At 67.9% G+C, this 14,918-nt stretch carries 6 protein-coding genes, 1 tRNA gene and 2 rRNA genes; 7 read left to right on the top strand and 2 right to left on the bottom strand.

What is annotated here, in order from left to right; genetic code table 11:
* The 3 genes from AB0915_RS00810 to AB0915_RS00800 all read left to right on the top strand — a co-directional run.
* A 23S ribosomal RNA gene (locus AB0915_RS00810) occupies positions 1–73 on the top strand; the annotation flags it as partial.
* A 79-nt stretch (positions 74–152) separates the two neighbouring features.
* Positions 153–269 (top strand): 5S ribosomal RNA (gene rrf / locus AB0915_RS00805).
* Positions 270–466: 197 nt separating this feature from the next.
* Positions 467–539: transfer RNA gene (locus tag AB0915_RS00800), tRNA-Thr, on the top strand.
* Positions 540–583: 44 nt separating this feature from the next.
* Here AB0915_RS00800 and AB0915_RS00795 read toward each other — a convergent pair.
* Together AB0915_RS00795 and AB0915_RS00790 are read right to left on the bottom strand one after the other, a co-directional pair.
* Positions 584–1,489: an oxidoreductase gene (locus tag AB0915_RS00795; protein ID WP_366689008.1), complete on the bottom strand. Its 906-nt coding sequence runs from the start codon at positions 1,487–1,489 to the stop codon at positions 584–586.
* Positions 1,490–1,530: 41 nt separating this feature from the next.
* Positions 1,531–4,158, bottom strand: coding sequence for a SpoIIE family protein phosphatase (locus AB0915_RS00790; RefSeq protein WP_366689007.1), 2,628 nt, complete (start codon positions 4,156–4,158; stop codon positions 1,531–1,533).
* Between the two features lie 401 nt (positions 4,159–4,559).
* Here AB0915_RS00790 and AB0915_RS00785 point away from each other — a divergent pair, with 401 nt between their 5' ends.
* The 4 genes from AB0915_RS00785 to AB0915_RS00770 all read left to right on the top strand — a co-directional run bounded on the left by AB0915_RS00785 (position 4,560) and on the right by AB0915_RS00770 (position 14,845).
* The gene (locus AB0915_RS00785) at positions 4,560–9,989 is read left to right on the top strand and encodes a HAMP domain-containing protein (protein WP_366689006.1); all 5,430 of its coding nucleotides are present in this window, start codon (positions 4,560–4,562) and stop codon (positions 9,987–9,989) included.
* 244 nt (positions 9,990–10,233) lie between these two features.
* The gene (locus AB0915_RS00780; RefSeq protein WP_358858908.1) at positions 10,234–10,911 is read left to right on the top strand and encodes a response regulator; all 678 of its coding nucleotides are present in this window, start codon (positions 10,234–10,236) and stop codon (positions 10,909–10,911) included.
* A gap of 166 nt (positions 10,912–11,077) precedes the next feature.
* Entirely contained in the window at positions 11,078–13,840 is a 2,763-nt protein-coding gene (locus AB0915_RS00775; RefSeq protein WP_366689005.1) for a DNA translocase FtsK, read from the top strand.
* 204 nt (positions 13,841–14,044) lie between these two features.
* Positions 14,045–14,845: a RodZ domain-containing protein gene (locus tag AB0915_RS00770; RefSeq protein WP_366689004.1), complete on the top strand. Its 801-nt coding sequence runs from the start codon at positions 14,045–14,047 to the stop codon at positions 14,843–14,845.
* The last annotated feature ends 73 nt before the right edge of the window (positions 14,846–14,918 follow it).

The following is a 14,918-nucleotide window of genomic DNA, read 5'->3' as shown; positions in this document are numbered from 1 at the left end:
GTTGATAGGCCAGATGTGGAAGCCCGGTAACGGGTGGAGCTGACTGGTACTAATAGGCCGAGGGCTTGTCCTCAGTTGCTCGCGTCCACTGTGTTAGTTCTGAAATAACGAACGGCCGTGTTGTTGTCCGGTGTTGGTTAATTTCATAGTGTTTCGGTGGTCATTGCGTTAGGGAAACGCCCGGTTACATTCCGAACCCGGAAGCTAAGCCTTTCAGCGCCGATGGTACTGCAGGGGGGACCCTGTGGGAGAGTAGGACGCCGCCGAACAATTATTCCGGGAAAGCCCCGCACCTTTGGTGCGGGGCTTTTCTGCGTTCACGAGGCCGGCCGTCCTCGCGTGCCTGGTTGTCGCGTCCCTGCAGTGCCCGCTGCTTCGCGCGGCTGGTCTTTCGGATGTCCTCGCGCGCGGTTATGCATTTCCCCGAATTCGGGGTATGCTCTATCTCGTTGCCGCAGGGCAGCAGGCCCCAATAGCTCAGTCGGTAGAGCGTCTCCATGGTAAGGAGAAGGTCTACGGTTCGATTCCGTATTGGGGCTCAGTCAAAGCGAAAGGTCCTCACCACTGGTGGGGACCTTTCGCTTTACCCATGGAGCGAGTCAAGGCGAGCCAGTTCGTCTGCTGAAAGGCGCAGCGCGGCCGCGGCCACGTTCTCCATGAGGTGGTCCGGATTGCCGGTCCCAGGGATGGCCAGTACGTGCGGGCCCTGTTGCAGGGTCCAGGCCAGGCAGACCTGTGCGACCGTCGCGCTGTGCGCGCGAGCGATGGAGCGCAACACCTCGTCGCCGCTCCAGTCGGCGGCACTCGCCCCCTGCTCGCGGCCTTCGCCTGCGATGGCGAAGAAGGGCACGAACGCGATGCCCTGCTCTCCGCAGAGCCGCAGGATGGCGTCGGCATCCGTGGACCTGGACTGGAGGCCGTAGCGGTTCTGCACGCAGACCACCGGGGCTACGGACTGTGCCTCGGCGAGGTGTTCGCTGTTGATGTTGGAGATGCCGAGGTGGCGGATGAGGCCGGCCTCGCGGAGTTCGGCCAGGGCGCCGACGTGCTCGGAGACCGAATCCTGGCCCATGAGACGGAGGTTGACCACATCGAGGTGGTCGCGGCCCAGTTGGCGCAGGTTCTCCTCCACTTGGCCGCGCAGCTCCTCCGGTCGGGCATGGGGCTGCCACGCACCCGACGGGTCCCGGACCGGGCCGACCTTGGTGGTGATGACCAGGTCCTTGGGATACGGCGCAAGTGCCCGGTTGATCAGCTCGTTGGCCGAGCGCAGCGACGAGAAATAGAACGCTGCGGTATCGATGTGGTTCACACCGAGTTCGATCGCGCGCCGGAGCACTCCGATCGACCGCTCACGGTCGCTCGGCGTACCGAGGTCGAAGGCGGCGCTGCCGGTCAGGCGCATTGCGCCGAAACCGAGACGGTTGACGGTCAGGTCGCCGAGCTGCCACGTGCCCGCGGCATCCGCGGTGATCGTTTCTGTAGTCATGACCCGGAGTCTGTCAGAGGCGACTCACCGGTGAAGCGCAGTCAGACGGCGGGCGGTTCAGGGACACGCATGGCCAGGATGGCCATGTCGTCGGAGGCGGGGTCGGCGGCGAAGCGCTCCACCGCCCGCAGGACACGGCTCGCCACCGCGCCGGCCGTCAGGCCCGTACATCCTGTGAGCACATCGGCCAGGCCGTCGTCGCCGAGCATGCGAGTGCCTTCACGGCGTTCCGTGACGCCGTCCGTCACGCACAGCAGGACGTCGCCCGGGTCGAGGGTGACGGTCTGTTCGTACAGTTCGAGGTCCTCGATGACGCCCAGCAGTGGTTGCGGTTCGGCCGCGGCCTCGACGGTGCCGTCCTGCCGCAGGCGCAGCGGAAGGGGGTGCCCGGCGCACACCACCTTCAGCAGGGCGCTGCCGTCCTCCTGGGGCCACAGCTCCCCGTAGAGCAGGGTGAGGAAACGACTGCGGGAGCCCTCGTCGAGGATCGCGGCGTTGAGGCGCTCCAGAACGGCGGGACCGCCGAAGCCCTCGCGGGCAAGCAGGCGCAGGGCGTGGCGCGCCAGCCCTGTGACGGCCGCGGCCTCCGGGCCCGTACCGCAGACGTCGCCGATGGCGAAACCGTAGGCGCCGTCGCGGATCGGGAAAACGTCGTAGAAGTCGCCACCGACCTCGTTGCCCTCGCCCGCCGCCCGGTAGATGACCTCGATCTCGACATTGGGGACGTCGGGCAGGCCCGGGGGCAGCAGGCTGCGCTGGAGGGACTGGCTGATCGCCACGCGTTCCGAGTAGAGGCGGGCGTTGTCGAGGGCGAGCGCGGCGCGGCGGGAGAGGTCCTCGGCGAGTTCAAGGATCTCTTGACGGAAGTGGTCGTCGGACGGCTTGCCGAGCGTGAGCATGCCGATGACGCGGTTACGGGCGACGAGAGGGAGGACCACCGTCTCGCCTCCCACGGCGGCCGCGGTGGCCAGGGTCGTACGGATGCCGGAGCCGAGACCGTCTGACTGGTCGCGGCCGAGACTGCGCATGGAGGCGCGCAGCGCGGCCTCGTGGGCCGCCTGGGAGGGGGCGGCCCAGACGCGGGCGCCAGGGGTCGGTACGCGGTCAGGCGGGGAGATCTTGGAGAGCAGGTCCTTGAGACCGTCGATGAGTTCTTCGTCCTCGTGGAGGACGTACGAGAGGTACGGCTCCGAGGACTGGTCGGCGATCGTGTAGACGGCGCACCAGGTGGCCAGGGTGGGGACCGTCATCTGGGCCATCAGGGCAAGTGTCTGGTCCCGGTCGAGGGTGCCGGCGAGGAGGTCGGACGCCTCGACGAGGAAGGACAGCGAACCGCGGCGGAGCCGTTCCAGTTCGCCGAGGCGGGCCGATTCGACGGCGAGCGCGATACGGTCCGCGGCGAACTGGAGGCGCAGGGCCTCCTCGTTGGTGTACCGGCCGGGCGATTCCGTCGCGACGCCCAGGGACCCCGTGAGGCGTCCTTCGACCTTCAGCGGGACGGTCACGACGGAGCGCATACCGGTGTCGCTGAGCAGCGGCACGGCGCCGGGGACGACCGTGAGGTCTTCGTGCACGGCCGGCATCCGGGCGGAGCCGTACCGACCCGTGCCTGCTTCCACGGGGACGCGGGCGAAGCGCTGACGGGCGGACGGGAGGCCGGTGGTGGCCCGGACCTCCAGCTCGGTCTCGTCATCAGTGGCCAGAAGCAGGAAGGCCGAATCCGCGTCGAGCATGTCGCGGGCCCGTTCGACAGTGCGCTGGAGCAGCCCGTCGAGGTCGTCGGGGGCGGGGGAGCCGATGAACACCTCGAAGGGGTCCGTCGTGCGGTTCTCGGAGCCCGCGTCGGTGACCGGGGTGCGCACCGGTGACTGGAGTACGGCACGTTCGTGGTCGCGGACCAGAAGACAGACCGTGGACGGTTCGCCCTGGGTGTCGCGGACTCTGAGGTGAGAGGCGTACACGGGGATGGTGCGGCCGTCGGCGCGCCGGATGCCGTAACTGCCTTCCCAGCGGGAGAGCTGGAGCGCGTCGGCAATTCCGGTGCTGGTGCCGGGGGTGTGCGGCCAGGCGGTGAAGTCGGTGAGCGGTTTGCCGGTGACCTGTTCCGAGGTGTGGCCGAAGAGGAACGCGGCGTCGTCGTTCCACCCGGCGATGGCACCGGAGTGGTCGATCTGTACGACGGCGACCCGGACGCGCTCGTCCGCGACCGGGAGGAGGTCGATGGGGAGCAGCGGGCCCGCAGAACGGATGCCCACTGGGCGCTCGGGAAGATCGAGCTGGAACCAGACCTGTTTGTGCTCCGGGGTGTACTCGACGCCCCACCGGGAAGCGAGTGCCGCGCAGAGCAGCAGACCGCGGCCGCCCTCACGATCGGGGCTGCCGAAGTCGAGGCCGGTGCTCTGGAGCGGGATCTCCCGCTCCGGGTAGTGGTCGGAGACCTCGACCCGGACGCCGCCCTCCGTACGCAGGCACAGCACATCGGCGGCGGTGCCTGCGTGCACCACAGCATTGGTCACGAGCTCGCTGGTGAGTACGACCGCGTCGTCGACGATGTCGGCGTACCCCCACCCCTGCAGGGTGTCACGGACAAAGGCGCGGGCGGTCGCGACGGAGCGCCCGGCCGGGTCGAAGGTGGCAGCCGCGCGCGCGGTGATCACAGCACTCCCCATATGGTGTCTCGTCGCTTCCCCGAGTCCTGTGCCCGTTTCTCGCCGCTTCGATTCGCCTGCCAGGCTAGACGCTCGCTCCCGGTGTCGGGTACACGAGGGCCGACTTCGGGCAAGCGCGACCAGGAAACGGTGTCCGGACGGACAAGTGTGGTCTTCCCAACGGAGGGATGCGGGACAACCGTTGGAGGTTCCACCTCGATCAGTTCCGGCCTGGTAGCTTTCAACGATTTGACGTCCGCATGGTCACCCGTCGACGGTGGACTGTGGCGGTGAGCCAATGTGGAACTGGGCAAGATCCCAGGCAAGGCCCGAGCGATACGGTCAACCCCTGCGGGAGGGACACGGTGGAGTCTGGCGTGGCGGCGCGGGGATCAGCAACGCGCACAAAAGGCGGACAGTCCGTGAAGAAACAGCGCAATGGAACCATCGAAGTGGACGCCACGGCGCTCAACAGACTGCTGGCCGGCCTGGTGGCGATGCGCGACGGGAATTTCCGCAGGCGTCTGACCGTCTCCGGCGAGGGGCCGTTGGCAGAGATCTCGGCGGTCTTCAACGAGGTCGCTGAGCGCAATCTCCACCTCACCGGCGAGCTGGCCCGGGTACGTCGCGTGGTCGGGCGTGAGGGGAAGCTCACCGAGCGCTTGGAGACAGGGGCCTGCGAGGGCTCCTGGGCCGCGGCCATCGATGCCTCGAACGAGCTGGTCGACGACCTGGCGCGGCCGGTCTCGGAGGTCGGGCGGGTGCTGTCGGCGGTGGCCGACGGTGATCTGGAACAGCGGATGGAACTCCGGTCGCACACGGCCGACGAGACCGTGCGCCCGCTGCGCGGCGAGTTCCTGAGGGTGGCCCGTACGGTCAACAACCTGGTCGACCAGCTGTCGGCATTCACCGAGCAGGTGACGCGGGTCGCCGTCGAGGTGGGTACCGAGGGCAAGCTGGGCGGACAGGCCCAGGTGCGCGGAATGTCCGGTTCCTGGAAGGACCTCACGGACTCCGTCAACACCATGGCGTACCGGCTGACCGCGCAGGTGCGGGATATCGCCCTGGTGACGACGGCGGTCGCCAAGGGCGATCTGTCGCGGAAGGTCACCGTCCACGTGGCCGGCGAGATGCTGCAGCTGAAGAACACCGTCAACACGATGGTCGACCAGCTGTCGTCGTTCTCCTCCGAGGTGACCCGGGTCGCCCGTGAGGTGGGCACGGAAGGCGAGCTCGGCGGGCAGGCGACGGTGCCCGGTGTGGCCGGGGTGTGGAAGGACCTCACCGACTCCGTCAACACGATGGCCGGGAACCTCACCTCGCAGGTGCGCGGGATCGCGGAGGTGACGACGGCGGTCGCCAGTGGTGACCTGTCGCAGAAGGTCACCGTGAGCGCCCGTGGCGAGGTGGCGCAGCTCGCCGAGACGATCAACCAGATGACCGAGACGCTGCGGACCTTCGCGGACGAAGTGACGCGGGTGGCCAGCGAGGTCGGTGGCGAAGGGCTGCTCGGCGGGCAGGCGCAGGTGCCGGGTGCGGCGGGCACCTGGAAGGACCTCACCGACTCGGTGAACACGGTCTTCCGGAACCTGACGACGCAGGTGCGGGACATCGCTCAGGTGACCACGGCGGTGGCCAGCGGTGACATGACGCAGAAGGTCACCGTGGATGTGGCCGGCGAGATGCTGGAGCTCAAGAACACCGTCAACACGATGGTGGACCAGCTCCAGTCCTTCGGTTCGGAAGTGACCCGGGTGGCCCGGGAAGTCGGTGTCGAGGGCCGGCTGGGCGGCCAGGCCGAGGTGCCGGGTGCGGCGGGTACGTGGAAGGACCTCACGGACTCGGTGAACACGGCGTTCCGGAACCTGACGGGTCAGGTGCGGGACATCGCGCAGGTGACGACCGCGGTCGCGAACGGTGATCTGTCGCAGAAGGTCACCGTGGATGTCGCCGGCGAGATGCTGGAGCTCAAGAACACCGTCAACACGATGGTGGCGCAGCTGTCTTCCTTCGCCGACCAGGTGACGCGGATGGCGCGGGACGTGGGCACGGAGGGCCGCCTCGGCGGTCAGGCACGGGTCGACGGCGTCTCCGGTACCTGGAAGGAGCTCACCGATTCCGTCAACTTCATGGCCGGGAACCTGACCTCCCAGGTGCGTCAGATCGCGCAGGTGACCACGGCGGTCGCCCGGGGCGATCTGTCGCAGAAGATCGACGTGGACGCACGCGGCGAGATCCTCGAACTGAAGAACACCATCAACACGATGGTCGACCAGCTGTCCTCCTTCGCCGACCAGGTGACCCGGGTGGCCCGCGAGGTGGGCACCGACGGTCGGCTCGGCGGCCAGGCCCAGGTCCCCGGCGTGGCCGGGGTGTGGCGCGATCTGACCGACTCGGTGAACGGCATGGCGGGGAACCTCACCGCTCAGGTCCGTAACATCGCACAGGTCGCCACCGCGGTGGCGCGCGGTGACCTGTCGCAGAAGATCGACGTCGACGCCCGCGGCGAGATCCTGGAGCTGAAGAACACCCTCAACACGATGGTGGACCAGCTCTCGAACTTCGCCGAGCAGGTGACGCGGGTCGCCCGTGAGGTGGGTACGGAAGGCATCCTGGGCGGCCAGGCCGAGGTGCAGGGTGTGTCCGGTACGTGGAAGGACCTCACCCAGTCCGTCAACGGCATGGCGAACAACCTGACCATGCAGGTCCGCAACATCGCCGAGGTCACCACCGCGGTCGCCAAGGGCGATCTCTCCAAGAAGATCACCGTCGACGCCAAGGGCGAGATCCTTGAACTGGTGACAACCGTCAATACGATGGTCGACCAGCTGCTCAACTTTGCGGACGAGGTGACGCGAGTCGCCCGCGAGGTGGGTACCGAGGGCATCCTGGGCGGTCAGGCGCGGGTGCGCGGCGCGACCGGCATCTGGAAGGACCTCAGCGACAACGTCAACCTGATGGCCAACAATCTGACCAGCCAGGTACGGAACATCTCCCGGGTCTCGTCCGCGGTCGCCAACGGCGATCTGACCAAGAAGGTCACCGTCGAGGCGCGTGGCGAGGTCGCCGAGCTCGCCGACACCGTCAACACGATGGTGACGACGCTGTCCTCGTTCGCCGACGAGGTGACGCGAGTCGCCCGCGAGGTGGGTACTGAGGGCGAGCTGGGCGGTCAGGCGCGGGTGCCGGGCGTCTCCGGTACGTGGAAGGACCTCACCGAGTCGGTGAACTCGATGGCGTCCAATCTGACCGGCCAGGTGCGCCAGATCGCCACGGTCACCACCGCCATCGCCAAGGGCGATCTCACCAAGAAGATCGACATCGACGCGCGCGGTGAGATCCAGGAGCTGAAGAACACCATCAACACGATGGTCGACCAGCTGTCCTCCTTCGCCGAGCAGGTGACCCGGGTGGCCCGTGAGGTGGGCACCGAGGGTCAGCTGGGCGGTCAGGCGCGGGTCCGGGACGTCGACGGAACCTGGCGAGATCTCACCGAGTCCGTGAACGAGATGGCCGGGAACCTGACCCGCCAGGTGCGGGCCATCGCGGCCGTCGCCACCGCGGTGACCCGTGGCGATCTCAACCTCAAGATCGATGTGGACGCGGCCGGCGAGATCCAGGCCCTGCAGGACAACATCAACACGATGATCGCCAACCTGCGCGACACCACGGCCACCAACAAGGAGCAGGACTGGCTCAAGGGCAACCTCGCCCGGATCTCCGGTCTGATGCAGGGACGCCGGGATCTCGATGACGTCGCCTCGCTGATCATGAGCGAGCTGACCCCGGTCGTCTCGGCGCAGCACGGGGTGTTCTTCCTGGCCATGCCGACCGGTGACACCGACGCGGTGGTGGCGGACGCGGACCAGGAGGGTGCGTACGTACTCCGCATGCGGGGCAGCTACGGCTACTCCGCAGGCTCGATGCCGACGTCCTTCCGGCCCGGTGAAACGCTCATCGGTACGGCGGCGGAGGAGAAGCGGACGATCCAGGTGGACAATGTGCCGCCGGGCTATCTGAAGATCTCCTCGGGCCTCGGCGAGGCGCCGCCGGCGCATGTGATCGTGCTGCCGGTGCTCTTCGAGGGGCAGGTCCTCGGTGTGATCGAGCTGGCCTCGTTCCAGCCGTTCACCCACATCCAGCGGGACTTCCTCAACCAGCTCGCCGAGATGATCGCGACCAGCGTCAACACGATCAGCGTCAACACCAAGACGGAGAAGCTTCTGGAGCAGTCGCAGGAGCTGACCGAGCAGCTGCGCGACCGCTCGGAGGAGCTGGAGAACCGGCAGAAGGCGCTTCAGGCGTCCAACGCCGAACTGGAGGAGAAGGCCGAACTGCTGGCCCAGCAGAACCGTGACATCGAGGTGAAGAACACCGAGATCGAGGAGGCGCGGCAGGTCCTGGAGGAGCGTGCCGAGCAGCTCGCGGTCTCGATGCGCTACAAGTCCGAGTTCCTGGCGAACATGTCGCACGAGCTGCGCACGCCGCTCAACTCACTGCTCATCCTGGCCAAACTGCTCGCGGACAACGCCGAGGGAAACCTCTCCCCGAAGCAGGTGGAGTTCGCCGAGACGATCCACGGCGCAGGTTCCGACCTGCTGCAGCTGATCAACGACATCCTCGATCTGTCGAAGGTCGAGGCGGGCAAGATGGACGTCAGCCCGACCCGGATCGCACTGGTCCAGCTGGTCGACTATGTGGAGGCGACCTTCCGGCCGCTCACCGCCGAGAAGGGGCTCGACTTCTCCGTACGGGTGTCGCCGGAGCTTCCCGCCACGCTGCACACGGACGAGCAGCGGCTCCTCCAGGTACTGCGGAACCTCCTTTCCAACGCGGTGAAGTTCACCGACAGCGGCGCCGTCGAGCTGGTGATCCGGCCGGCCGGCGCGGATGTGCCGAACGCCATCCGCGAGCAGCTCCTGGAAGCCGGTTCGCTGCGCGACGCCGACGCCGATCTGATCGCGTTCTCGGTCACCGACACAGGGATCGGGATCGCGTCCAGCAAGATGCTGGTGATCTTCGAGGCGTTCAAGCAGGCGGACGGTACGACCAGTCGCAAGTACGGCGGTACGGGGCTCGGGCTGTCCATCAGCCGGGAGATCGCCCGGCTGCTCGGTGGCGAGATCCATGCGTCGAGCGAGCCGGGCCGCGGCTCGACCTTCACGCTGTATCTGCCGCTGCGCCTGAGCGAGCTGCCGGCGCAGGGCTACCCGCAGATCGGCCCCGGTTCCATCGAGGCGCACGGTGCCGCGGCCGGGAACGGTCTGGTCCCGGACACGGGTTCGGGGACGGCGCTGCATGACGCGGCCGGTTCCGCGGGGCTGTTCCGGCGGCGTCGCAAGGCACTCGGCGGGGCGGAGCGGCGGACCGCGCTGCCGCCCAGGACCGCTGGGCACACCGAGTCGGCTGCACCGGCTCAGGAGTCGTTGACCCAGTCCGGCCAGGAGGAGTCCGAGACCCGCAGGGTCTTCCGGTTCAACGGCGAGAAGGTCCTCATCGTCGACGACGACATCCGTAACGTCTTCGCGCTCACCAGCGTGCTGGAGCAGCACGGGCTCTCGGTGCTGTACGCGGAGAACGGGCGTGAGGGCATCGAAGTCCTGGAGCAGCACGACGATGTGACGGTCGTGCTGATGGACATCATGATGCCGGAGATGGACGGCTACGCGACGACGACGGCGATCCGCAGGATGCCGCAGTTCGCCGGACTGCCCATCATCGCGCTGACCGCGAAGGCGATGAAGGGCGACCGGGAGAAGGCGATCGACTCCGGTGCTTCCGACTATGTCACCAAGCCTGCCGATGCTGATCATCTGCTCTCCGTCATGGAGCAGTGGATGCGCGGAGAGTGATCGCCTCTGGAACGAATCGCGATAGGTTGCTGATCGACTGTGCTCGAAGGGGTGTGAGAACGCGGTGGACGGGGAACCTTCTGGTCTCCCACCGCGTTTCCGGTATGTGCACAGTGACATCGCGGTGACAGGGTGTGGTGACGGGCGGGGTGCGGCTACCATGACCGGCACAAGGACGGACGGCGTAAGGGAGTCGTCCCCTGGGGCGGCGCCCGGTGCAATTCCGGGGCGAGGAGGACGGGCCATGGTGCAGAAGGCCAAGATCCTCCTGGTCGATGACCGGCCGGAGAATCTGCTGGCGCTGGAGGCCATCCTCTCTGCGCTCGATCAGACGCTGGTACGGGCATCGTCAGGGGAGGAAGCGCTCAAAGCGCTGCTCACGGACGATTTCGCGGTCATTCTGCTGGACGTTCAGATGCCGGGGATGGATGGTTTCGAGACCGCCGCGCACATCAAGCGGCGGGAGCGGACCCGGGACATCCCGATCATCTTCCTCACCGCGATCAACCACGGTCCGCACCACACCTTCCGGGGTTACGCGGCCGGCGCGGTGGACTACATCTCGAAGCCGTTCGATCCCTGGGTGCTGCGCGCCAAGGTCTCGGTCTTCGTCGAGCTGTACATGAAGAACTGCCAGTTGCGTGAGCAGGCGGCGCTGTTGCGGCTGCAGCTGGAGGGCGGCGGCCACCCCGGCGCCGGCCAGGAGAAGGAGCCTGCTGGTCTGCTGGCCGAGCTCTCGGCGCGCCTCGCGGCCGTCGAGGAGCAGGCGGAGGCGCTCTCCAAGCAGCTTGACGACGAGTCGGCGGACGCCGCCGCGGTGGCCACCGCGGCCCATCTTGAACGGAAGCTGACCGGATTGAGGCGCGCGCTCGATGCGCTGGAGCCCGGCACCGGAAGCGGCACGGCCGCGCTTCCCTCGTAACGCCGCCGCTCGCCGAACCCCCCGGCCCGGGAACCGGGTTCGGGGACGGCCGCTCGATCCACCCCTGGTGAGGGCGTGTCAGTTTCCGGTCTCTGTAGGGCGACACGGTCGGGTGAACCAAGAGGGGCACGTGTTCACGGCGGCCGACACCGGTAACCTCGGCCCCATGGCCTCACGTACGTCCGGCAAGGGTTCCCAGGGCACGGCGGGCACCGCGAAGCGTCCCGGCCGTACCGCGGGCCCGGCGAAGAAAGCCGCGCCCGCGAAGAAGACCGCACCCGCGAAGAAGGCTCCGGCCAAGAAGGCGGTGGCGAAGAAGGCGGCTGCGCCCAGGCCCGCACCGTCTCCCACCGGGGGTGTGTACCGGCTGGTGCGCGCTGTCTGGCTCGGTGCGGCCCACGCCGTCGGCGCGATGTTCCGCGGCATAGGCCGCGGTGCCAAGGGACTCGATCCCGCACACCGCAAGGACGGCGTCGCGCTGTTGCTGCTCGGTCTCGCGCTGGTCGTGGCCGCGGGCACCTGGTCGAATCTGCGGGGTCCCGTCGGCGACCTCGTCGAGATGCTCGTCACCGGCGCCTTCGGGCGGCTCGATCTGCTCGTCCCCATACTGCTCGGTGCCATTGCCGTACGGCTGATCCTCTACCCCGAGAAGCCCGAGGCCAATGGCCGTATCGTCATCGGACTCTCCGCCCTGGTCATCGGTGTGCTCGGGCAGGTCCACATCGCGTGCGGATCGCCCGGCCGCGGGGACGGCACCGCGGCGATGCAGGATGCCGGCGGACTCATCGGCTGGGCCGCCTCCAAGCCGCTGGTCTTCACCATGGGCGAGGTCCTCGCCGTACCGCTGCTCCTGCTGCTCACTGTCTTCGGTCTGCTCGTCGTCACCGCGACCCCGGTGAACGCGATTCCGCAGCGGCTGCGGCTGCTCGGCTCCAGGCTGGGGATCGTCGACCCGGTGTACGACCCCGAGGCGGAGGACGAGAGCGACGACGAGCGGTACGACGAGCAGTGGCGCGAGGCGCTTCCCGCCCGCTCACGGCGCTCGTCCGTGCGCCGCTCCGAGGCGCCCGAGGAGTACGCTCCCGAGCAGGCGGAGGCCGAGGCACTCTCCAAGCGCCGCAGGCCGCGCAGGCCGTCCGTGCAGCCCGCGATGAACCGCACCATGGATGCGGTGGATGTCGCCGCGGCCGCGGCCGCGGCGCTCGACGGCGCGGTGCTCAACGGCATGCCGCCCTCGGCGATCGTCGCCGACCTGACCCAGGGCGTCTCCGTCGAGCGTGACCGCGAGCGCTCGGGCACTCCGGTGCCGGGCGCCCGCGAGGCGGAGCCGGGCACCGGGGTGGGGAAGGGCGCGGCGACCTCAGGCGGTGTACCCGATCTGACGAAGCCCGCCCCCGATCCGTCGCAGTCCCAGCCCCTGCCGGCCCGCGCCGAGCAGCTGCAGCTCTCCGGCGACATCACGTACGCGCTGCCCTCGCTCGATCTGCTGGAACGCGGCGGTCCGGGCAAGACCCGGAGTGCTGCCAACGACGCGATCGTCGCCTCCCTGACCAACGTCTTCACCGAGTTCAAGGTCGACGCCGCCGTCACCGGCTTCACCCGTGGACCGACGGTGACGCGGTACGAGGTGGAGCTCGGCCCGGCCGTGAAGGTCGAGCGGATCACCGCGCTGGCCAAGAACATCGCGTACGCCGTCGCCAGCCCCGACGTCCGGATCATCTCGCCGATCCCGGGGAAGTCCGCCGTCGGCATCGAGATCCCCAACACCGACCGGGAGATGGTCAACCTCGGCGATGTGCTGCGTCTCGCGGACGCGGCCGAGGACGACCACCCGATGCTGGTCGCGCTCGGCAAGGACGTCGAGGGCGGCTACGTGATGGCCAACCTCGCGAAGATGCCGCACGTGCTGGTGGCCGGTGCGACCGGTTCCGGCAAGTCGTCCTGCATCAACTGCCTGATCACCTCGGTCATGGTGCGGGCGACCCCGGACGACGTGCGGATGGTGCTGGTCGACCCCAAGCGTGTCGAACTGACCGCTTACGAGGGCATCCCGCACCTGATCACGCCGATCATCACCAACCCGAAGCGCGCCGCCGAGGCCCTGCAATGGGTCGTACGGGAGATGGACCTCCGGTACGACGACCTGGCCGCGTTCGGCTTCCGGCACATCGACGACTTCAACCAGGCCGTGCGCAACGGCAAGGTCAAGCCGCCGGAAGGCAGCGAGCGCGAACTCTCGCCGTACCCGTATCTCCTGGTGATCGTCGACGAGCTCGCCGACCTGATGATGGTCGCTCCACGCGACGTCGAGGACGCCATCGTCCGCATCACCCAGCTGGCGCGCGCTGCCGGTATCCACCTGGTGCTCGCGACCCAGCGGCCCTCGGTCGACGTCGTCACCGGTCTGATCAAGGCGAACGTGCCCTCCCGGCTCGCCTTCGCGACCTCGTCGCTCGCCGACAGCCGCGTGATCCTGGATCAACCCGGCGCCGAGAAGCTCATCGGAAAGGGTGACGGACTGTTCCTGCCGATGGGTGCCAACAAGCCCACCCGCATGCAGGGCGCCTTCGTCACCGAGGGCGAGGTCGCGGCCATCGTCCAGCACTGCAAGGATCAGATGGCGCCGGTCTTCCGCGAGGACGTGGTGGTCGGCTCCGCCAAGAAGAAGGAGATCGACGAGGACATCGGCGACGACCTCGACCTGCTCTGCCAGGCAGCCGAACTGGTCGTCTCCACCCAGTTCGGGTCCACCTCGATGCTCCAGCGCAAGCTGCGGGTCGGTTTCGCCAAGGCAGGCCGGCTGATGGACCTGATGGAGTCGCGCAACATCGTCGGACCGAGCGAGGGGTCCAAGGCGCGCGACGTCATGGTGAAACCGGACGAGCTGGACGGGGTGTTGGCCCAGATCCGCGGGGAAACAGCGTCGTAAGGGTGGGAAGAGCAACCGTTTCGTCGGGTCGTACGTCAATTTGACTGGAGGGACAGCAGAATGTACTTCCACGGGGCGGTCCGGTAAATGGGACAGTGTTCGAATCTGATGGCGTACAAAGTCCTCTCTCCCGGTTGCCCCACCCTTTCGTACCACCCCTAGACTGAACACCCAGCAGGTGGCTCACGCTCGAAAGGCGCCCCCGTGTCCATCGGCAACTCCCCCGAAGACGACCGGCCTTCGATCGGTCGAGTGCTCCAGCAGGCTCGAATCGCCGCAGGTCTCACGGTCGAAGAGGTCAGCTCGTCCACCCGGGTGCGCATCCCCATCGTGCACGCGATCGAAGAGGACGACTTCACCCGCTGTGGCGGCGATGTATACGCCCGCGGCCATATTCGTACGTTGGCGCGCGCCGTCGGCATCGATCCGGAACTGCTGGTTTCGCAGTACGACGGCGAGCACGGCGGCCGACCCGCGCCCACACCCGCGGCGCCGCTGTTCGAAGCCGAGCGGATCCGTTCCGATCCCCGTCGGCCCAACTGGACCGCGGCCATGGTCGCGGCGATCGTCGTCGTCATCGGCTTCGTCGGCTTCACCTTCTTGAAGGGTGGCGACGACGGCGGTACGAACACCCAGGTCGCGGAGGGCTCGACGCCCAACACGAACAGCCCCAAGCCCAAGCCCACCAAGACCGCCGACCCCAAGTCCGTACCCTCCGACAGTGCCATCGCCGCGGCCCCGCGGGACAAGGTGACGGTCAAGCTCAGCGCCACTCAGGGCAAGAGCTGGATCTCCGCCAAGGACCACAACGGGCGGATGCTCTTCGACGGTCTGCTGCAGAAGGGCCAGTCCAAGACCTTCCAGGACAAGGAGCGCGTCGACCTCGTCCTCGGAGACGCCGGTTCGATCGAGCTCTTCGTCAACGGCAAGAAGGTTGAGGACAAGTTCCAGCCGGGTCAGGTCGAACGGCTCACGTACACGAAGGGCGACCCCGAGGTCGGCTGACCGACAGCACGTTGTGACACGAGCGCCCGGCTGTCCAGCCGGGCGCTCGACCCGTTGTTACTCGCTGTCACAG

Origin of the sequence: Streptomyces sp. NPDC048411, assembly GCF_040704695.1 — a bacterium.
Taxonomy (GTDB): domain Bacteria; phylum Actinomycetota; class Actinomycetes; order Streptomycetales; family Streptomycetaceae; genus Streptomyces.
This window is presented reverse-complemented; position numbering and strand designations above follow the sequence as displayed.

Coding starts and splice junctions, on each gene's coding strand:
- AB0915_RS00795 (WP_366689008.1), bottom strand. CDS start 1,489: ATGACTACAGAAACGATCACCGCGGATGCCGCGGGCACGTGGCAGCTC.
- AB0915_RS00790 (WP_366689007.1), bottom strand. CDS start 4,158: ATGGGGAGTGCTGTGATCACCGCGCGCGCGGCTGCCACCTTCGACCCG.
- AB0915_RS00780 (WP_358858908.1), top strand. CDS start 10,234: ATGGTGCAGAAGGCCAAGATCCTCCTGGTCGATGACCGGCCGGAGAAT.
- AB0915_RS00775 (WP_366689005.1), top strand. CDS start 11,078: ATGGCCTCACGTACGTCCGGCAAGGGTTCCCAGGGCACGGCGGGCACC.